Annotated in this window: 12 protein-coding genes; 2 read left to right on the top strand and 10 right to left on the bottom strand. The window is 43.6% G+C overall.

Annotated features, from left to right (window positions below):
• Nucleotides 1-4: 4 nt before the first annotated feature.
• The 8 genes from AC1DV1_RS15925 to AC1DV1_RS15890 all read right to left on the bottom strand — a co-directional run bounded on the left by AC1DV1_RS15925 (nucleotide 5) and on the right by AC1DV1_RS15890 (nucleotide 15092).
• Nucleotides 5-2995, bottom strand: a complete 2991-nt coding sequence (locus AC1DV1_RS15925) for a glycoside hydrolase domain-containing protein (protein WP_477360895.1) — start codon at nucleotides 2993-2995, stop codon at nucleotides 5-7.
• 478 nt (nucleotides 2996-3473) lie between these two features.
• Nucleotides 3474-4517 (bottom strand): c-type cytochrome, encoded by a 1044-nt coding sequence (locus tag AC1DV1_RS15920; RefSeq protein WP_477360893.1) that lies wholly within the window; start codon nucleotides 4515-4517, stop codon nucleotides 3474-3476.
• The gene (locus tag AC1DV1_RS15915; protein WP_477360891.1) at nucleotides 4517-5953 is read right to left on the bottom strand and encodes an aryl-sulfate sulfotransferase; all 1437 of its coding nucleotides are present in this window, start codon (nucleotides 5951-5953) and stop codon (nucleotides 4517-4519) included. Before AC1DV1_RS15915 ends, AC1DV1_RS15920 begins: the two co-directional genes overlap by 1 nt.
• A 72-nt stretch (nucleotides 5954-6025) precedes the next feature.
• Nucleotides 6026-7543 carry a RagB/SusD family nutrient uptake outer membrane protein gene (locus AC1DV1_RS15910; protein WP_477360888.1) on the bottom strand — a complete coding sequence of 506 codons (1518 nt, stop codon included), beginning with the start codon at nucleotides 7541-7543 and terminating at the stop codon, nucleotides 6026-6028.
• A 45-nt stretch (nucleotides 7544-7588) separates the two neighbouring features.
• On the bottom strand, nucleotides 7589-10636 hold the full coding sequence (locus AC1DV1_RS15905; protein ID WP_477360886.1) for a SusC/RagA family TonB-linked outer membrane protein: 3048 nt from the start codon (nucleotides 10634-10636) through the stop codon (nucleotides 7589-7591).
• A 408-nt stretch (nucleotides 10637-11044) separates the two neighbouring features.
• Complete coding sequence (locus AC1DV1_RS15900; protein WP_477360884.1) at nucleotides 11045-12397, bottom strand: Gfo/Idh/MocA family protein; 1353 nt, start codon at nucleotides 12395-12397, stop codon at nucleotides 11045-11047.
• Between the two features lie 188 nt (nucleotides 12398-12585).
• Nucleotides 12586-13896 carry a DUF3472 domain-containing protein gene (locus tag AC1DV1_RS15895; RefSeq protein WP_477360882.1) on the bottom strand — a complete coding sequence of 437 codons (1311 nt, stop codon included), beginning with the start codon at nucleotides 13894-13896 and terminating at the stop codon, nucleotides 12586-12588.
• 122 nt (nucleotides 13897-14018) lie between these two features.
• Nucleotides 14019-15092, bottom strand: a complete 1074-nt coding sequence (locus AC1DV1_RS15890; RefSeq protein WP_477360880.1) for an aldose epimerase family protein — start codon at nucleotides 15090-15092, stop codon at nucleotides 14019-14021.
• A 199-nt stretch (nucleotides 15093-15291) separates the two neighbouring features.
• On the opposite strand from AC1DV1_RS15890, the gene AC1DV1_RS15885 reads away from it, so the two are divergent.
• A complete protein-coding gene (locus tag AC1DV1_RS15885) occupies nucleotides 15292-16317 on the top strand; it encodes a LacI family DNA-binding transcriptional regulator (protein ID WP_477360878.1) in 1026 nt (341 codons plus the stop codon).
• A 76-nt stretch (nucleotides 16318-16393) separates the two neighbouring features.
• Nucleotides 16394-17482: a phosphotransferase enzyme family protein gene (locus AC1DV1_RS15880; protein ID WP_477360876.1), complete on the top strand. Its 1089-nt coding sequence runs from the start codon at nucleotides 16394-16396 to the stop codon at nucleotides 17480-17482.
• Nucleotides 17483-17847: 365 nt separating this feature from the next.
• Here AC1DV1_RS15880 and AC1DV1_RS15875 read toward each other — a convergent pair whose 3' ends face one another.
• Complete coding sequence (locus AC1DV1_RS15875) at nucleotides 17848-19386, bottom strand: beta-N-acetylhexosaminidase (protein WP_477360874.1); 1539 nt, start codon at nucleotides 19384-19386, stop codon at nucleotides 17848-17850.
• 495 nt (nucleotides 19387-19881) lie between these two features.
• Nucleotides 19882-20637, bottom strand: a complete 756-nt coding sequence (locus tag AC1DV1_RS15870; RefSeq protein WP_477360872.1) for a glucosamine-6-phosphate deaminase — start codon at nucleotides 20635-20637, stop codon at nucleotides 19882-19884.
• Nucleotides 20638-20750 lie beyond the last annotated feature (113 nt).

Raw genomic sequence — 20750 nt, 5'->3', positions numbered from 1 at the left:
AGCTTTATTTAATGATCAATAACCAGCCTTTTCCCTTTTCAACCGGAATCCTGTCATTCAAACCAAATGTTTTAGCCGGCTGAAAACTTTTGATTTCCGTTGCCGTGATTGTGGCTTTAGCCGGATCGATGCCCAGTTTTTTCCAGTCGATAGTCAATTTAAAATCAGTATCGGCATCTTCCCAACTGGCTATAGATACCATTGCTGCGCCCGCTTTTTTGTAAACGGTTGCCAGTACTTTTGCCTTATCGGTTTTTACCGGGTTATCATCAACCCAGTAACCAATCATTTTGGTGCCCTTCATGCCAAAGCTATCCCAGGCTTTCCATATCGGCCTCGGATCGGCGCCATCGCTCCAGGGCATGCGGTTAGTCATCCCGTACACCATGCCCCGCCATTTATTACCGCCGCCCTGTAACATTTCGCCCATTAAACCAAATGGGATACCGCTCACTTCGGTCAGGAAAAAATCGGGGTCGTTCTTCTCGTAATCAAAATATTCGCCAAACCACAGGCGGTTCAGGTATGGAAAATGCTCCATGTACAGGTTGGCGCTGTTATTAAAACCATCACTTTTGTTGTATTGATTGGCCGAATGAAGATCAATTATACCGGGATGTCCGTCTTTTGTAAGTACGCGCTTAACACGTTTCATGGTTACACGGTCAAAGGCCACATCGTCTAAATAAATACCATCGATGCCTACGTTTTGGGTAAGCCAGTTCATGCCTTCTACATAGTAATTGTGCCAGCGGTTCATGCCGCTGTTAATAATGGCGGCATCTTTAATTTCGGGAACAAACCAGGCGGCAATGTAATCATCGCCAACGTGTTCCTGCAGCCAGCTGAAGCCGCCACCTTTGCCGGGCGAATAAATTTCGTGCCCAAGGCTACGGAGCGCGAAGGTTTCATAAGCATGGTTGGATAGTTCGCGTATGGTGTTGTAAATTTTCACTTTTAACCCAGCCGTATGAGCCGAATCATCGTAAGCCTTCATTTTATGCCAGGCGATAAACGGGTAGTTGATGGTTGGGTTGATAGCCGTAGCATGGTGAATGTTTATTAAGCTTGCACCTGCCGCCTTAATGGTATCAATAGGTTTGTAAGCATGATAAAACCTGGTAGCCCACTGAAAATCGGTGTTAATGGTATGGAAGGGGGTAATAAGCAAGGTAAAGTTGTAGTACAGCTCCTCTCCTTTTTTCAAATTCCGTTCGCCGCTGTAGTTATTTACCAGCACCGCTTTACCATCAAAGGCAATTTTGATACCGCCTTTATTTTCATTGCCCCATGATGATGGCAGGATCAATGGTTTTTGCAGGTAGAAATTGGTATTAAGCGGACGAACATATTTTTCATCGCGCAGCGAATATTGCAAACCACCGTTTACGTTGCCAACCCAGGCGCCATCCTGATTTTTATGGGCCACATCCCATTTCCACTCAAAATTTTCAGGACGATCTCCGCCTTTTTGGCCAAGGCCCATCATGTATTTGGCAAAGTCCATTTTAAGGGGGATATGCATATTTATCTCCTTTAAACTTACATCCTGCAAAGCCTTCACCTTTACTGTATAGGCCATAAAGCCGTCAAACTCCAGCGATGCGGATACATCCATTTGCAGGCTATCATTTGCGCTTACCGCTGTCCACTGTACTGTACCTGCTTCTTTTTTACTGAATTGCACGCCCTGGCTTTTCAGGTTAATTTTTTTGCCGTCGGCGTTTATAAAATGAAAGTGAATGCCTTCGGTGAGCAGGTTGTTTGGCGTGGCGGCGTATTCCGTCATTTCGGGCGTAAAGTAAGTTTGTACCTGTTTAGGGAAACCATCTTTATTTACTTCCACCTTTCTGCCCAGCAGGCTAATGGTATTGCCATCAACTGCTAATGGCGTATACGGTGCAATTACTGTATTCTCCTGTGCCATGGTTGAATTTAACCAACCCAGGCGGGTCATTTTATAAGGCTCATTTACGCCGCCATCTTTTAATATTTTGCTGTTTACTTTTATAGATATCGTAATCACTTTAGCAGCTTTCCCATCAGCCACGATAGTAGCTTTACCTGTATAAATCGACGGTAAAGCCGAAACGGGCACATCAACACCGCACCATAAAGCCTGGATATCACCCTGTGATACATTTACGGTTTTGGTTAGCGGTTTAGCATCATAAGTGGTGCCGCCTGTATTAATACAAAACAACGCCGATGCGGGGATGGTTTTGCCTGCCGGCGAAGTAAGGTTACTGAATGTAACCTTCACATTTTCGATGTTCTGCAAGGCGTAAACACCCAACTGAAAGGCAAAGTTTTCGCCCCGGGCAGCTACACCCGTATATTTGTTTTGCGGCCCAAGTTCTATCCATCGTTGTGGCAAATCTTTGGTCATACGGATGGCGTTTAACCTGTCTTCCGGAAAAACCAGGAAGGCCTCTTTGTTATTTTTGCCGATCAAAGCATCAGTCTCTGCTTTGGTGGCAATAACTTCCATCGGGTAAAAGGTATTGAAAGCATCTATGGATTGAAAAGCCTTAACCGTAGCCCCGGTAACAGCGTCATAAGTGGAGGCCTTTTGCATCCACTCATTCGACGCTGTTTTTTCGGGCTTCAAATAAACTCCCCTTGGATAGTTAGATCGGCCTTCATTTTTGTAGGGCATGTAATAAACATAATAAGTACCCGTTCCCGAAGTTGGTTCAAATGTTATTTTACCTTTTTCCCGGGTGATATCGTTTACGTATACATTGGTTATTTTTTTGTTTGTTTTTGCATCAACCAAAATAATACGCTTATCCTGCGGGTTGGCATCACGTCTTCTCCAGGGAATATCTGCAACCGCTATTGCCGCCGGCGAACCGGTATATGATAATACTACCCGGTGATTTCCTAATGAATCGGGCAGCCAGCATTTCTCGCAATTGGTATAAGGTATTTTTTGTGCCGAAGCCGTAAAACCACCTAACAGAAAAATGATGGCGAAAAGTTGTTTTTTCATGGTTTAAATTTAGTCAGTACTTTTAATATAATATCAGGTAGTCAATCCAATTTATTCATCGCAATTGGGTTAAAACCCGGTGCTTTTAATTTTTTTAATTCCCTCCTACGGGAAGTAAGCGTTTGGTGATGCGCCCAGTGGCAGGGAGGGGTTATGTGAGCGATATTTACCATGCCGATTGAACGCTTGATTTGACCGCTACCTCCTCTTACCCCGATGTTATTAAGTTAAGCAATTGACGGGATGCTCCGGAGGAGCAAACGCTTTGTAACATAAATGAATTAACGTTTTTGCGTGCCAGAGGTACGCCTCCTAACGTTCCGTACCTCTGGCACGGAAGCTCATCTTGATTTTTTTGCTACAAAGCTTTCCCCCCGCTGGGGGAGAAAATCCTTAACTTGATAACTTCGCTCCTTCCCTCATTGAAGGAACCCCACAAATCCCCATCTCTATTTCCTTAAAAACCCCTCGCCCAATATTAAATAACCGGCGTAATACCCTTACCTTCCCAGTAATCAATAATTGGCTTATAGGGCCCGTACTTATGTTGTTGTTCTGAAAAAGGATCTTTAAACGGCCCTTTATCATAATCAATTGCTTTCTCTTCGTGGTTAGGATAATCCTCCTCTTTTGTTGTTTTGGCAGCGGGCCGTTGATGTTTTTTATCATCATTTACATAAGCTGCTATATCCAGTGCTTCGGCGTCTGTTAAAAACGTAGTGCCGGGCGTGGTTTTATCATAAGGCATGTTGGCCTTTAACCATTGCGCCAGTTTAACTACACGGTGCATGCTCGAGCCCGGGCGATATGCCAGCAGCCCCCATACTGGCGGGTATTGGTATGCTACGTTATCAAAAGCCATTTTGCCCTCGCCGTTTTTTGAGTGGCAACGTTCGCAATGCTGCGCGTAAAGCTTCTCGCCATGGTCAGATGATGCCGCTACATCGGGCAGTTCAACCGTCATATTTTTTAGTCCTTTGGTGCGGGCATCAACGTGTGATGAATCGCTCAGAAATTTTAAATAGGCCATTATTGATACCATCTCCCTGCTATCCAGCGGCAAAGGCCTGCCCAGGTTTGGCCGCATTACGCAGTTGTTAATCCGCTCGGCCAGCGATAAAATGCGGCCCTCCCTGGCACGGTACTGCGGATAATCTTTAAACGACCTTACCAAATTAAAAGCATAGGGGCGTGTACCTGCATCCCGGTGGCAATTGGTACAATTCATTTTATTACCGGTATAATGGCCATTAACACCATTAGGGCCAATGTAATACGCGGTGTGCAACATCAACTGCCTGCCATACTTCACCGCATCGCCATATTTGCCATGTGGTATTTTTGCAGTATCAATACTTACCAGGCTATCGGATGCTGTTGTCAAAGAGTCTGTAGTACCTGCTGGCGTACGGCCATTTGAGTTGCAGGACGAAAATAATTGTACGCTATTTGCCAAAACAAAAATGGCAAACAAGGTTACTACATATTGATATTTTTTATTCAATTTAATATACTTAATCATCACCAGGATATACTTAATGGTTTTAAATACGGATCGAGCTGTTTGTATTTGATAAAGCCGGCGCGATAAGTTGGTACCGATGTTTCCATAGTCCACTGCAAAACGCCTTTGTTGTTGGTTAATACAATGATGTGCCTTTTTGAGCAGCACACCAACGTGGTGGTATCATTTACCAGGTATGCACTGCCCATCCTGCCGTTAAAAATTTGTTTAGGTAGCTGGAAGTGCGTATCAATCTTCGAGGTTTTATTTTTTTCGTCAATCTTCATCGCAAACACGCCCGACTGGTGTTTTTCTACCCCGTTGTCAAAAAACATCAGTTCGCCTTTGGCATTGATGTGGGCAGCGTGTGCCTGGGTAAAATTACATTCGGCAGGCATGGCAATATCGCCGCCTCTGCCAAATTTATAAATCACTTTGCCTGTTTTGGCGTCAATCTTCCATATCTGGCCGTTGTTGTAAAACGACATGAGGTAATTGCCGTCTATGTCGTAATTCAGGCTGTTGGCGTGCATCCAGTCTTTTTTGGTTTTCAGCAGTTTTTTATCTTTCAGCGGATCGAGCACATCAAACACGCTCCATTTATAAAGCTGTTTGCCTTTGGTATCCATCACCATAATACCATCGCCATTAACGGTATCTTTTTTGGCACCGCCAATGCCGGTTAAATCCATAATCTTTTGATCCACAAAAAGGGTGACTATCTGCCCTTTATCATTTTTCAAAATCTCGTGGTGTATGGTTTGCTTAAAATCGCCCTGGCCCTTTTTAAGGTATAGTAAGGTATCGCCCAGCAGGTTAATTTCCAATATCTCGCTGCCGTAGCTGGTAGGCTCGTCATTACGGCCTAAAATAGAAAGTAACGTATTATCTTTTGTAAAATTAATCACCTTAAAGCCAACCCTATCTATCATGTGGTACCACCTGATGTTTCCCCACGAATCAACCAAATAGRCTATGCCGGGTGCGTAGCGTTTATTGATGAGCATCAGGCCATCATTAAACTCAGCAGGCAGTGTTGTTTTTTCGGCGGTTTTTGCTTTAAACTGATCCTTTAGAAAAAGCGGTAACTGGTGCGATTTAAAATCGTAAGTTTTACTCACTTTTTCGACCCCATTTTGCAGGGTTACGATGTTATAAAAGTATTTGGTATCGGGGGCGATATTGGTAAGTACAAACGAATGTTTAGTATTAGCTTTTGATACCGGAGTATAAAACCCGATACTTTTAGGCACATCGGCCCAGTATTTTACGCGTATACCGGCAGCTTTTGAAGTTGTTACATCAACCTGGATCTTTAACTCGTTGTTATTATGCAAGCCAACATTTACCTGCTCAATAATTTGCCCGTTACCGCACCCGGTAAAAACGGCAGTACCTATCAGCATGGCCATCATTAGCCAACATCCTGCAAAAAACCTGTCTTTTATACTCATCGTACTAAATAAATGAAGAATATACGGCTTTTTTAAACCGTATATTCTTTTAAGCTGATAATACCCGGGCTTTTATTGCTGCCTGCCCGAGTTGTTCAAATTAGGGTTAATAGTAACCTGGTTAAGCGGATACGGGAAATACTGATCGCGCGGTAATTGCACAGTTTGTGTTTGACCGGTACGTTTCAGGTATGCATTTACAACCACATCATATTTGCCAAAGCGCATTAAATCGGCCCTGCGTTTGCCTTCATAATAAAGCTCCCAGCCACGTTCCTGCAAAAGGGCGTCGCGGAAGGTAGCCTGGGTAAGTGAGGCCGCAACCAATTGCTTGGCGTGCGAACGCGCTTTAACCTGGTTTACCAGGCCAACGGCCTCAGTTGTAGGCCCGCCTAATTCGTTCAATGCCTCTGCCCTGCTTAATAACACATCGGCGTAGCGTAAAATATCAACACTGTGGCCATCATAATAGGTATTTGCGCCATTCGGGTCGGCATATTTCATGGTAGCAACATCCGGCATGTATAAAACGCCCGCGGGAGGTGTAGCACCCAAAGTTGGCGGTTCTTTGTGGGTTAATCCATCAACGCCTTCGTATTGTGTAAAGAACATTTTCTTACGGTCGTCTTCATCGCCATAGCTGTTATAAAAATCCCAGGTTACGGCGTAGTACTGCCACCTGTCGGTAAGTACCGGGTGGTTAAGCGGGCCAAAGTGGTTTAATAATTCGGTACCGTTAACATTGGCATCGCTCAACACCGAAAATATGTTTTCTGAACACCATTTGTTATCTTCCTTAAACAAACCCGAATAGCTGGGATACAACTGGTATATGTTTAAATCCATTACCTGTTTGGCCACGTCAGCAGCTTTTTGCCATTGTTTTTCGCGCAGGTATAGCTTGGCCAATAATGTCATGGCGGCACCTTTGGTAGCACGGCCAACATCATTGGTTGAGTAATATTTATTGCCGGCATAATTTGCAGGCAACGTGCTTATGGCAGCCTGCAAATCTGCTATCAGCAGCGCATCAATAGTGGCAACAGGCGTAACCGGTGGCTGGCTGGTATATTTAGGATTGGCAACATCTTTCTCGGTAACCAAAACCACAGGCCCCCAGGCATCGGTAAGGTCAAGGTAAGCAACCGCCCGTAAAAACTTAATCTCGGACAGAAACTGGCTTTTAGCATCGTCACTGATGGTAGTCATTGCCGAAAGATTGTAGATGGCGTTGTTGGCATCGGCAACAAGTTTATAAATCTGTTTCCAATCTTCGGCTAACAAACCGTTTGCCGAGTTCCATTGAACAAGCGAAAGCTGACCAGGGTCGCCGCTGTAGCTACAGTGGCCAACATCGGTTGTTAAATCCGTCAGGGCAAAGTGCCTTACTGTCCAATAGTCAAAGTTATCGCCAACAGCCGGGCCTTTTAAACGTGCGTAAACAGCGTTTACAGCCGCTACCGCATCAGATTGGGTGCGGAACGCATTGGTACTGGTTAAGCTGCTATATACCTTAGGGTCGAGGTTTTTATTGCAGGAGAACTGCAAACAAACCGCCACTATGATTAGGGAAATACTATATTTTTTCATTTGCTTTAATTTTATGTTGATCCGTTGAGGGATGATTTATAATGATTAATGAACAGACACTTTAATACCAAAAGCAAAAGTTCGGAAAGCCGGGAATGAGTTAAAATCCAAACCGCCGGATGTGTTGCCGGTATGAACGTTCACCTCAGGGTCGGTTCCTTTGTAGCCGGTTACGGTAACAAGGTTCTGGGCTTCGGCATACAGCCTTATTCCCTGCACAATTTTGATATGCTGAAATAACGATGACGGGAAGCTATAGCCTAATGAAACTGATTTCAAACGTGCGTAAGAAGCATTTTCAACAAAACGGGAGTTTACATAACCGCCATAAGTGCTCAGGAAATAACCTTCGCGGGGGATATCTGTATTTTCGTTTTTACCGGCAACAAACCTGTTCAACGCATCGGTGCTTGTGGTTGATTCCAGTACCAGCCTGTTCATGTTAAACAATTTATAACCAAATGCACCCTGGATAAAAATGTTCAGGTCGAAACCTTTGTAATGAAAATCGTTACCAAAACCCATGCTGTAGTGAGGGTTTGAGTTACCCAGGTATTTTTGATCGGCCGGGGTTATTACGCCATCGCCGTTTACATCTACATATTTAGGATCGCCTGCTTTTGAATTTGGCTGCGGCGAGTAGGTTTCGCCGGTTTTAAGTACACCTGCATAAACATAGCCATATAGCATGCCTAACTCCTGCCCTACTTCCAGCCTCGAAAATTCCCGGCCGGATACTGTACCGCTTGGGTTAGCTGTATTGCTGCTGATGGTTTTGATACCGCCCAGATCTAAAGCTTTTTGTTTATTGTAAGAGATGTTAAAACTGCTATTCCATGAAAAGCCATTAGACCGGATGTTGTTGGTATTGATACCAAGTTCGATCCCCCTGTTTTCTATCGCGCCACCGTTTACCAGTTGGGTATTAAAGCCCCACCATTGACCAATTGGAAGATTGATTAACAGGTCTGAAGTTTTTTTACGATAAACATCGATAGTGGCGTTAATGCGGCCATCGGCAAAGCCCATATCCAAACCGGCATCTAACTGTGCCGTACTTTCCCATTTTAAGTTAGGGTTTGATAAGCTGGAAGGCTCGATACCTACCTGTAAAGGACCGCCGGGACTAAGCACCGTGCTGTAGTTACCAAATGTGCTCAGGTATTGATAATTGTTGATCCTGTCGTTACCGGTAACACCGTAGCTAACCCGTAGTTTCAAGCTCGAGAATGTATTTATATTTTTGATAAAATCCTCATCTTCAAGCTTGTATGCCAAGGCACCTGAAGGGAAGATACCATGCCTGAAGTTGCTGCCAAATTTTGATGAAGCATCGTCCCTTAAGGTAAACGTAGCCAGGATCTTATCTTTATAAGCATAGTTTAGCCTGCCGTAATAATCGGTTAGCGAGGATTCTGATTTGCCGCTGCTATAACCGTTAACTGTTGAACCTGCACTTAAATTATAGTACAGGAACACGTCAGTAGGGAAACCCTTTGCACCTGCCCCTAATGATTCGGAAACATCCCTTTGATTGGAATTACCTACCAATAAGGTAAATGCATGATCTTTTAAATTGTATTTATAGGTCAAATAGTTTTCAACCAACCACCTGAAAGCAGTCGACATTTGCTCGGCAGCTATACCGCCATTTGCTTTACCTGCTACCAATGTTCTTGGCGTATACTGGCCTGCCGTAACCTGGCTATACTCGCTGCCTGCGCCCAGGTGGTAGGTTAAGCCTTTAAATAAAATATAATCTAAGGAAACGTTACCGTTTATCAGTTTGCTGCCGCTTTTGTTGGTCGGCTCCAAAAGCGATGCAAGGGCGTTATTTTTACCCTGGTATACATAATAACTGCCATCGGCATTGTAAACCGGGATATTGGGTTGAGCAGTTAACAGGCCAAACAATGGCGCGGTAATGTCTCCTGAGTATGATTGCAGGGTTGAATTTGAGCTTGCGCCGTAAAAATTGGCGCCTAATTTCAGGTTTTCATTCAGGGTTTTCTCGGCACCTATCCTCGCGGTATACCGTTCAAGACTGGTACCTTTTAATACGCCCAGTTGTTTCAGGTAATTACCAGATACATAAATTTTTGAATCCTTATCGGCACTGCTAATGCTTAAGTTGCGGTTTTGTACTGTTGCATTCTGGGTTGCAGCTTTTAACCAGTTGGTATTGGYCAGCGGAAAGTTTGAAGGGAATATAGCTGGCTTGCCATCTTCAATAGCCGTAGCATTTTGAATATCGGTGTACTGCTGTCCGTTTAATAGTGACGGATGGTAAGTTAAATATTGCTGACCGTTTGAAACATCGGCATCAACGGCTACTCTACCAATTTTTCCTTTTTTGGTAGTGATCAAAACAACCCCGTTACCACCGCGCGAGCCGTAGATAGCCGTTGCCGATGCATCCTTCAGGATTTGGATATCATCAATATCATTTGGATTAATCTGGTTACCATTATCGGTAATAAAACCATCAACTACATATAATGGCGAGTTGCTGGTATTAATAGAGTTACCGCCACGTATGGTAATAGATATGGTACCACCCGGTGCAAAGCTTGATTGTTGTACCTGCACACCGGCTGCCTTACCCTGTATGGCCTGGCCCAGGTTTGAAGTTGTACCCCCTAAGTTAAGGTCATCGGCTTTTACCGAGCTTACAGAACCCGTAAGGTCGCTTTTTTTAACCGAGCCGTAACCTACAACTACAACCTCGTTAAGTTTGTTAAGGTCTTCCTGCAGGGTTACATTTATTGTTCCGCTTGCGGCAACTTCCTGTGTTTTGTATCCTATATAGGATATGATTAAAACATTGGAGCTGCCTTTAAGTGTAATTTTAAACTTTCCGCTTAGGTCTGTCGATGTGGTGTTTTTAACGCCCTTTTCGCTAATTGTTGCGCCTATGATAGGTCCGTCTTTATCTTTTACGCTACCTGTAATAACAGTTTGTGCGCTGGCCAGTATGGGCAGCAATACAAACAGGTAACAGCATATCATTTTAACAAGGGCACCATAAAGCTTCTTTTTTAAAAGATTGCTTTGTGTGAAGCCCGGATCAGGATGTGTGTAAATTTTAATCATACATTTTGGTGTTAGTATTAATTAATTGTTGTTGGTTTTGAATAGTTTCTGTTCGTTTTTCAATATTGGAAATTAGGTATACAGCCTTGAAAAAGCCTGTTTTAACACAGCGCAAACGTTTGTTTAACACAAACTTTAACTACGCAAACGTTTGATAAATAGCAAATTGCAGCTACGCAACAAAGCAAAACACACAGATTTGCAATGTTTTAAGCGGTTTTTACCGGACGATTTTGATGGATTCTGCCGAAAACTTCCTGTTTTGGACGAGTGGCGGATTTTTTTGATTTTGAGGAGATTAACGTATCGGGGCCGGCCGTCAACTTTTGGTTCCGGCCGGGCAAAAAAAATGTCATTGCCTGGATAAGCAATGACATTATATTATTGGAGAAGAGACTTAAAAACTACTTAAAAACCGCTGTCGTCCAGCGCGAAACTGTTTTTCCTGTCTTTCCATTTGCCTTTTGTAAAATCCGGAAAGGCCACACTTGCATTACCTTCTTTAAGTGATTTGGTTGATAATGGCGTAATAACGCTCATGGTAACCGAATCATAAACGTCAATAGGTGTTTGGCGTTTGTTTTTTACCGATTCGATAAAGGCGTTAAACACAAACCAGTCCATACCGCCGTGACCGGCACCCTGGGCAAGTTTTTCGTACTTTTTCCATAGCGGGTGGTCGTATTTATCAAACCATTGCTGTGCCGGCTCCCATGAATCATCTTCTTTTGATTTATGGTCAATGTAAACGCTTTTGTTTACATCCATCCACAGCCCCTTGGTACCCTGCACGCGGAAACCTAAAGAATATGGGCGCGGCAAATGGGTATCGTGGCTTAACAACACGGTTTCGCCATTGGCGCAATTGATCATAGTGGTGGTTACGTCGCCATTTTTATAGTTGATTTTAGCATTGGGGTGGCCGGGCGATAATTCTTCGATATAAGCACCCAAACCGCGTGCTTTCGAGCTAAAAGATACCAGGTTGGTAAACCGGTTACCCGCGTTGATGTTAGCATAATGCATACAAGGGCCTGCACCATGGGTTGGGTAAATGTCGCCATCTACATCAATATTAAACTGGGTACGCCATTGTGCTTCGCTTAAGGCTTTAGCACCATATTCCACGCCGGTGTTACCGTAGCTGCCTTTACCATCGTTAAACAGTACCGGCCTTAAATTGTGCTGGTAACCGCCTTCCAGATGGATGATCTCGCCAAAAAGGTTCTGGCGTGCCATATTAAGTGCAGCCATTACATCCCGGCGGTAACAAACATTCTCCAGCGTCATATAGGGCATTCCTGTCTTTTCGGAGGTGTGCACAATGTCCCAATGTTCGTCTACCGTTAAGCCCGCGATAACCTCGCAGCCTACATACTTGCCGGCCTTCATGGCATCAATAGCTTGCGGATGGTGAAACTGCCATGGGGTGGCTATGATCACCGCATCAATATCCTTACGGTCTAAAAGTTTTTTGTAGGCATCCGGTCCACCTGTGTATTCCGTCACCGGGGCATGACCCTTTTTGGCTATGTATTCGCGGCAAATTTTCAGCGAATGCTCCTGGGTATCACAAATGGCTACTACTTCTACATCATCGCGCAGCAAACCTTCGGCAATATGGCTCATGCCCCGGGCTCCAACACCAATGTAGCCAAGCCTTACTTTGGCTTGTGCAGATGCAAACAAACTACCAGTCGGCAATATGCTAAAGCCGGCTGCGGCAATAGCGCCGGTTTTTATAAACTCTCTTCTTTCCATTTTATAAGATATATCAGTTTTATTTAACAGGTAATATGAGTTAAGAATCAAGAGCAAAGAATAAGAAATAAGATAAGTGCAAGGCCTGAGCATAAAAAATATTACGTAACGAACTGTTCCTTCCTTGAAATTGATTCGTCAATCGGCTTGCTTTTTGTCTTGATTCTTGATTCTAATCTCTTGATTCTCTATTTAACAGGTAAATTATTAATGTCAATAACAGGCTTTGCACTTACGGCAGCCCTGGTGAATGGTGTGCTTAATTTTATAAAGCCATCAAAAAAGCCGCCGTTTTGCAGGTAAAATTTATCTCCTTCAACGCCGCCTGCATAATCTTTCCGGTAGTTGGCTTTGGCGGTTGCATCGCCCGTGTACACAGCCCCGGTAAGTTGTTGCCAGGTATTGTCACTATCGCCTATCCATTGATTGGTAAACAGGGCTTTGCGGGTTTTATCGCCATTTTCGGGCTCAAAATTCTCAACAAACGAGTAAAGGCTGGTGAGGTAAGTAGCTTTTTGCGGCCGGTTAAAGCTGGCCACCAGGAACCATTTGCCGGCGGCAACATCTTCAAAATAAGCAGTAAACGTTGTTGAATTTTTAGCAGCATCAGGTTCGGCCTTTAACAAAAAGCCGTAGGCTTTCCCGGCTTCCCAGGGGTAGTGCATATAACTTTGCCTGCCCGATCCTTCGTTACCAAATTCGCCAATGTGCACGCCTGCGCCGCCTTTTACTAATTTAATGCGCATGCTGTCGGGTATACTCTTGGGGTCTTCGGTATTAAACGGGCTCCATACAGAAAACAACACCCGGCGTTCGGTGGCTGAGTTTACCTGCATGCCAAAATATCCCTGGCCAAAGCCATCTGCCATAAAATATGATCCGATAACGTCCCGCCCTTTGGGAACAATTATCTGGTTGTAAAACCATTTCACTTTTGTTTTTTTATCATCGGGAACCGTAAACCTCAGGTGCACCGACGGCCCCCTCCTGCCGAAGTGGAACGAACTGCCTTGTTTTACATAAGCTATATCGGCATCGGGCTGTTTGGTTTGGATGATGAGGTCGCTTATATCAGCATAAACTGCGCCTGTTTTACTCATGCCCTTCAGTTCAATTTTAACATGACCGGCATGCTTTAAATGGATAGTCCCCATCTCAATGGTATCAAAAGCCCGGTTGCTTACCTTTTTAAATATATAATTTTCGCCTGCTTTTATCCCAATCTTACTTTCGCCCTGTGGCACCCGCAGCCTTAAGGATACTTTAATATCCTGTGCAACCGAAACCCTGAAATAGACATTCGGTGTTGATTTAGGATTTTTCCAATTCAGCAGGCCCTCATCCGTAATGGTATCGGGCGCGTTTACCCAGGCATTGCCACCTAAGGGAATCACCTGCATTAACGGTGTCGCTTGTGAACTTGTACCCTGTGCCAGCGAAATGGTAGCTGTAAAAACACTTAGTAAAAAAGAAAGGCAGCAGAAGGTTGTTTTTTTCATATTTGGTTATCAATAGAATACCACCGGGTATCCTTTTATAAATGTACCGGCATTTAGGCCTTTGGTAAAAAATAAGATCCTGTATCTCCACGCAAACGTTTGAAACTGGCCATTTTTATCATTTAAATGGCATCAGTTGTAAATTCAAAAATAGTTTTACTGCTGAAAGTTTCCCCGGGCCTTAATACCGTTGTCGGGAAATGCGTATGATTTGGCGCATCGGGGTAGTGCTGGGTTTCCAGGCAAAAACCACTCCGGCGCATATACTTTGCCCCGTTTTTACCGGGAGAATTATCATCAATAAAATTACCGGTATACAAATGGACCGATGGTTCGGTTGTATAAACATGAAGCACTCTGCCGCTTTGCGGTTCGGTTACAGTGGCAGCCATAACCAATTCGGCCGATGCTTGTTGTTTAATTACAAAGGTATTGTCGTAGCCCTGCCCCTGTTTCAGTTCCTCATGGTCGGCATCAATCCTTTTGCCTATGGCTGTGGGCTGTGTAAAATCAAACGGGGTATTTTCAACAGCTGCCAAATGGCCTACAGGCACGTGCATTTTGTTTACCGGCAAATAGTTTTTTAAAGGCATCATTAACTCGTGATTTAAAATTGATGATCCCGCCAACCCCGAGAGGTTAAAATAAGCATGCTGGGTAAGGTTAAGCAATGTAGTCTTATTTGTTTTGGCATCAAAAGCCACCTCCAATTGATTTTTATTGTTCAAAGTATAAGTAACTGCCGTGGTCAGTTCGCCCGGGAACCCTTCTTCCCCATCAGGGCTGATATACCTGAGCACTACGCCAATTTTGTCTTTTTGAACAAAATGATTTGCTCCCCATACTTTTTTATTAAAGCCAACCGCACCGCCATGATGATGAAAGCCGCCCGGCTTAACAGTAAGCTGGTGTTGCATGCCATCCAGCGTAACCAGGCCCCCTGCTATGCGGTTTGCAAAACGGCCTACTATAGCGCCGGTGTAATAGGGATCGTTCACGTATCCTTCTACATCATCATAGCCTAAAACAACATCGGCCATAGCTCCATCCCGGTCGGCCGTTATTATGGCCTGGATAGCTGCACCGTAATTGGTAACGGATACCTGCATGCCGTTTTTATTGCGCAATTTATAAAGCGTAATATCCTGACCATTGGCTGTACCCCAGTTTTTTACTGTTATCGTATTACCGCTCATATTTTAGGCTGATAAAAATTTTAAATTAGCAAATTGTAATAAACTTTTCTTGCTGTGATGAAATTAGTTATTAAGCACCTGAAAATACGTTACCGGGCCCCGAAAACAATACACAAACGTTTGCAATAGCCGCCAAACGGGCAATAATTTGATAATAATCTGCTAACTTTAATTTTATTTCAAGTACAGCAAAAGGATAATGCAATCAAAGCCAACTACTATAAAAGAGATAGCCCAGCTGCTGGGTATCTCGGTATCTACAGTTTCAAGGGCCTTGCATGACCATCCCAGTATCGGCCTGAGCACAAGGGCAAAAGTTAAAAAGCTGGCAGTCGAACTGAACTACGAACCCAATCAGACCGCCATTTTTTTACAGAAGGGAAAAACCCACACCATTGGTGTTATTTTGCCCGAACTTTCTGAAGCTTTTTTTTCATCGGCCATTAGCGCCATTGAAGATACCGCTTATAAAAAGAATTATACGGTATTGCTTGCACAATCACATGATGATGAGCAGAAAGAAAAGGAACTGGTAGAGAAAATGAAAAATCACCGTGTAGATGGGCTGCTGGTATCGGTAGGCAAAAACACTTCATCTTTTCAGCATTTTGAAAACCTTAAAAAGTATAACATTCCTGTAGTTTATTTTGACAGGATACCCAATATTGCCAACATCCACTACGTGGCCTGTAATATGGAAATTGGCACTATCGAGGCTGTTAGCTTCCTTTTAAAAAAAGGGCACCGTGCCATAGGTATGATCAACGGCCCCCAGACTATGGTGGCCACCGGCGAGCGGAAAGAAGGCTATATAAAAGCCATGACCAAAAACCGCCTAAAATTTGATCCCTCGCTTATTGTATCCTGTGATTTAACGGAGGAAGGCACAAAAAAAGCTTTCGACGAGTTGCTGGCCAATAAAAGGAAACCCACAGCCGTAGTTACGTTTAACGATTATGTAGCCTTATTTGCCATTAAACACGCACAAAAGCTGAACATCAGGATAAATAAAGACCTTGAATTTGTAAGCTACGCCAATTTACCGTTAATCAATTATATGGAAAACATCCCGGCGGCATCTGTTGAGCAGTTCCCATACCTGCAGGGGCAAAAAGCTGCTGATATCCTGATGGATTTGCTGCATCACCAGGATAAGGGTAGTAATGAGCAAAGTGCTTATTACAAAATCATTATAGAATCGCAACTGATCGAGAATAAAAAATAAATAAAAAACGGTCAAACGTTTGCGTGGCAGTTTCATCAACTGTTTAAGTATGTTTGATGTGTTAACCGGATATAATATGTTTGATGATATACTGATAAGCTTTGGATTAAACGCTGCCGACTATGAAGTGCAGCCTTTTGGTTCGGGTTTAATAAACCATACTTATAAGCTTAAAGGCCATAGCGATGCCTATATCCTGCAGCAAATTAATACTTCGGTTTTTAAAAATCCCGGTTTTATAGCCAACAACCTGGAGTTGGTACGAACGTACCTGGGCAAACATAACCCCGGTTATCTTTTTGTTGCACCGTTAAAAACCATTGATGATCACTTTATGGTAAAATCATCTGAGGGGAAATTTTACAGGCTATTTCCATTTATCGATGGATCGCATACGGTTAACTTTTTGCAGGACAAGCAGGAAGCCTTTGAGGCAGCCGTTCAATTTGGCCGGTTTACGCGCCTGTTGAATGATTTTGATATCGGCCAGCTGCAATACACGCTATCAGATTTTCATAATCTTAAGCTCCGGTTCGACCAGTTTAAAGCAGCATCTAAAAATGCGTTGCCTGTTAAGTTGGCAGAAGCCGCAACCGAGATAAAGGAAGTTTACAATCAATACCAAATATTGCAAACTTACAACCAGCTGATATCTAATAACGAGATCCCCTTACGCGCCATTCATCACGATACCAAAATTAACAATGTATTGTTTGACAGCCAAAACCACGCGCTTTGTTTGGTAGACCTGGATACCGTTATGCCTGGCTACTATTTAAGCGATGTGGGCGATATGATGCGTACATACCTATCCCCCGCCAACGAAGAAGAGACTAACATGGATAAAATCCATATCCGCGAGGATTTTTTCCGCGCCATATACAAAGGTTATATGAGCGAAATGGGCAATATCCTGACGGAAGCTGAAAAACAGCTATTCGTTTTTTCGGGAAAACTAATGATTTACATGCAGGCCCTGCGCTTTTTAACCGACTTTTTAAACAACGATAGCTACTATGGCGCACAGTATCCGGGCCATAATTTAGTACGGGCAAAAAACCAGTTCAAATTACTTACCGAATACACTAAAGCCGAGCCATCATTTAAACTGCTGATATCAAGTGTTAACCGGGAGTTTTTAACGGCAGAAAAGCAAAGCAATTAATATTTCAGCTGAAAGCTGAAACCATGTTTAACCACGAGGTGAAACCTCGCGGTAGCAATAATTTAGTTGATGGAATGATATTTTATGATGTGAAGTATCTCAAAAAAAATAAATATACCAACGAATACGGATAATGCGTAAATACCAAATCCCCATATTTTTTGAGCATTCGTTTTACCTATAAACTTCTTTTTGTTGATTAGATAGATAATAAACGCACATATTAAAACAAATACTAAAATCATGATATGAAAGGTTTAGAATAAAAAACAGTTGTAAAGTGGTTTAAATATATCAATAAGTTGGATTTTAATCTTCCAATCTCATTATATTTCCAGGTGAAGCCTCGCGGTAGCTTTGTTAAATTATTTATCGCCTGCCAGCCTATCAAATAACCCTATCACTTTCATATTACGCAGTTCGTTTTCCTCCCGGATGGCCGATGGGTTCAGGAAATCTTTATTCAATTGTTCAAACCTTTCATCCAGGCTTTTTGAGGTAGCCAACAGTTGCTTTAACGCAGCAATTATTGCGGGCTTTTGTGCATTATTAAACGACGCCTCGTTCACCTGCTTTTCAATAGCCTGGTAAGTGAGGTAATACACCCTGATATCGGCCATTAATTTAAAATGCTCAAATTCCTGCTGGTTTTTTGTTGGCTTTAGGGCGTACAGCTTTTGGCGGGCCGTAGTGCAACTATCCAGCAATTGTTTAACCGATAATGGTATGGGCGATTTTACCTCGCCCTGTTGTATTTCATAAGGTGTTGTTTTAAGTGCTTCCCAAAATGATATGGCCCCGGCCTTATCAAACCCGAACTGCTTTTGGCCGTAACTGTATACAAAGTTGGTGATATTTAAAGGCTGGTTACTTTTAACGGCTTCGAAATAGGCAGCTATAGACATATTGAATCCCGACAGTGGGTACACGTGCCTGATGGCATACAGCTCGGTCATATCCGCTTCTGATTCATACACTGCCGAATATTGGCCGGATGTTGACCACGACGTCATGATCATCCCTTTATAGCCCAGCTTGCTTGCAGCCGGGATAAAATTGCCGATATTTTTCAGGTGTTTTTCCCACAGGGTGAGGTTATAATTATCCGGGCTCGAGCGGATTGCCGGCGATCCCCAGATTTCGAAACCACTTTCCATCAGCTTTTGGTGATTGCCGAAATAACTCATATCCCAGCCATAGTTCCAATCTACAAAAACGGTTTCTTTGGGCAATGATTTAATGGCATCGGGATATTTCAGCGCGATATCGGCCCAAAGCACAGGGCGTTTGCCCAGTTTTATCACGATTTCGCACAGCATTTTAATGTAATCGGTATATAGTTTGGATTTACCTTCCTTTTCGGCTTTGGCCTTACATTTGGCATCGTGCCCCAGCAGGTAGGTTTCATCGCCGCCGATGTGGATATATTTAGAGGTATGCGTGGCGGCAAGTTCGGTATATAAATCGGTAAACAGGGCTTTATCCCCATCCGTTTCCAACGGGCACACCTGCGATACATCCTTTTGATCCTCGCGCAGATTTTTATAACGCTGGTGCCGTAAAATGTATTCCACATGGCCAAAACTTTGTTGCAGTGGTATCACATCAATACCCAAGCTGTCGCAGTAGCGGATAAAGTTTTTAATTTCCTGCTTGCTGTACGCGTAGCGGTTGGGTATCAGCGGGTGTTTCTCGAAAGGATAGGTACCCTCCCACTCCATCACCAGCGTGTTCACCCCGTTTTGGCTTAGTTTTAATGCAAAAGCTTTAAGCGCCGGCATGGTCATTACCTGGATGCGCAGATCGAGATGGAAACCGCGCACCGCAAAAGGCGACTTTGCCTGCTGCGCTGTAACGGCGTTTAAACTAAATATCAGTAATAGAGCGGGTATTAATTTTTTCATAGAATGCCTTTTAAAGGGGAACTTAATTTTATTTGTGGTATCACCTCTACATAGCTGTTCCAAAGTTTCTTATTCCCTCCTTGGGATGCGGTCGGAATGAGCGCAAAGGCAGGGAGGGGTTTGTGTGAGCTACGAGTTGCAAAGCAGCTTGAATGCCTGATTTAAGCCCCTACCTCCCCTTCCACAATGTCATTAAGTTAAAGATTTTCTCCCCCAGCGGGGGGAAAGCTTTGTAGTAAAAACATCAAAGATGAGCTTCCCGTGCCAGAGGTACGGAACGTTAGGTGGTGTACCTCTGGCACGCAAAAACTTTAATTCATTTATTCTACAAAGCTTTTGCTCCTCTGGAGCATCCTGTCAATTGCTTAACTTAATGACCTCCCCCCTTTTCCCAAGGGAAGGTACCGCACACACCCTGCGCTTTTCTATTTCTTCCTAACACCTATGATATCAAACCTACCACATCTATCTTCAAATCCAATTCCCTATTAGTTCCTAAATATATACACCACTTTTATCATCAACAAATAATATAGCATCCGGGTGCCTTCGCAATATTGTTGAAGGGTATTTTTCTGATACTGCTGCATTCAACGTATGCTTAACAGCATCTGCCTTTTTTTCGCCCGGCACAATGGCAAACGCAAATGGAGTGTTTATCAATGCGGGGATGGTGAGCGTTAAGGCATGTGTAGGCACATCTTCTATCCTGGCAAAACAGCCGTCATTTACCTGCTGCACGCGGCAGGCATTATCCAGATCGACAATTTTAACCAACAGGGGATCATTAAAATCGGCCACATGCGGGTCGTTGAAAGCAAGGTGCGTGTTTTCGCCGATGCCCAGGCAAACAATATCCGGCGGGAACTGGTTTAGCAAGTCTGCGTAACGCAGGCGCTCCTGCTCCGCATCGGCGGCGTTGCCATTAAGATAATGTACCGCCTTAAAGGGCGCTTTGCCAAACAAGCGTGCTTTTAAAAAATTGCCAAAACCTTGTGGTGCGTCCGCATCCAGGTTAAGGTACTCATCCATATGAAAAGCCCTGATCCTTGTCCAATCTATATCCCTTTTCAGCAATTCATCCAAAAATTCATTTTGCGACGGGGCCGCCGCAAAAATGATATTGACGAACTGCTTTGCTTTTAGCAATTGGTTGATTTTTTCCGTGACGGCGTTTGCCGCCGCTATGCCCATGAGGTGCCGGCTACCCGATACTTCAACTTTCAATTGATCTATTATAAATTCTTTCATCAACTGTGAATTATTTAAATTTTATTTCGATATGCTGCGCCGGGCCACCGGTAAGGAAAAAATCTGCACATCTGAAATCCGCACATCTGAAATCCGCATATCTGAAATCTGCA

Source organism: Mucilaginibacter sp. P4_D1, from assembly GCF_056401935.1.
This window is presented reverse-complemented; position numbering and strand designations above follow the sequence as displayed.

What these genes read in the sequence shown, in the direction of transcription:
- AC1DV1_RS15895 (WP_477360882.1), bottom strand. Translation starts at nt 13,896, where the DNA reads ATGAAAAAAACAACCTTCTGCTGCCTTTCTTTTTTACTAAGTGTTTTT.
- AC1DV1_RS15885 (WP_477360878.1), top strand. Translation starts at nt 15,292, where the DNA reads ATGCAATCAAAGCCAACTACTATAAAAGAGATAGCCCAGCTGCTGGGT.
- AC1DV1_RS15925 (WP_477360895.1), bottom strand. Translation starts at nt 2,995, where the DNA reads ATGAAAAAACAACTTTTCGCCATCATTTTTCTGTTAGGTGGTTTTACG.
- AC1DV1_RS15890 (WP_477360880.1), bottom strand. Translation starts at nt 15,092, where the DNA reads ATGAGCGGTAATACGATAACAGTAAAAAACTGGGGTACAGCCAATGGT.
- AC1DV1_RS15880 (WP_477360876.1), top strand. Translation starts at nt 16,394, where the DNA reads ATGTTTGATGATATACTGATAAGCTTTGGATTAAACGCTGCCGACTAT.
- AC1DV1_RS15900 (WP_477360884.1), bottom strand. Translation starts at nt 12,397, where the DNA reads ATGGAAAGAAGAGAGTTTATAAAAACCGGCGCTATTGCCGCAGCCGGC.
- AC1DV1_RS15920 (WP_477360893.1), bottom strand. Translation starts at nt 4,517, where the DNA reads ATGATTAAGTATATTAAATTGAATAAAAAATATCAATATGTAGTAACC.
- AC1DV1_RS15870 (WP_477360872.1), bottom strand. Translation starts at nt 20,637, where the DNA reads ATGAAAGAATTTATAATAGATCAATTGAAAGTTGAAGTATCGGGTAGC.
- AC1DV1_RS15910 (WP_477360888.1), bottom strand. Translation starts at nt 7,543, where the DNA reads ATGAAAAAATATAGTATTTCCCTAATCATAGTGGCGGTTTGTTTGCAG.
- AC1DV1_RS15875 (WP_477360874.1), bottom strand. Translation starts at nt 19,386, where the DNA reads ATGAAAAAATTAATACCCGCTCTATTACTGATATTTAGTTTAAACGCC.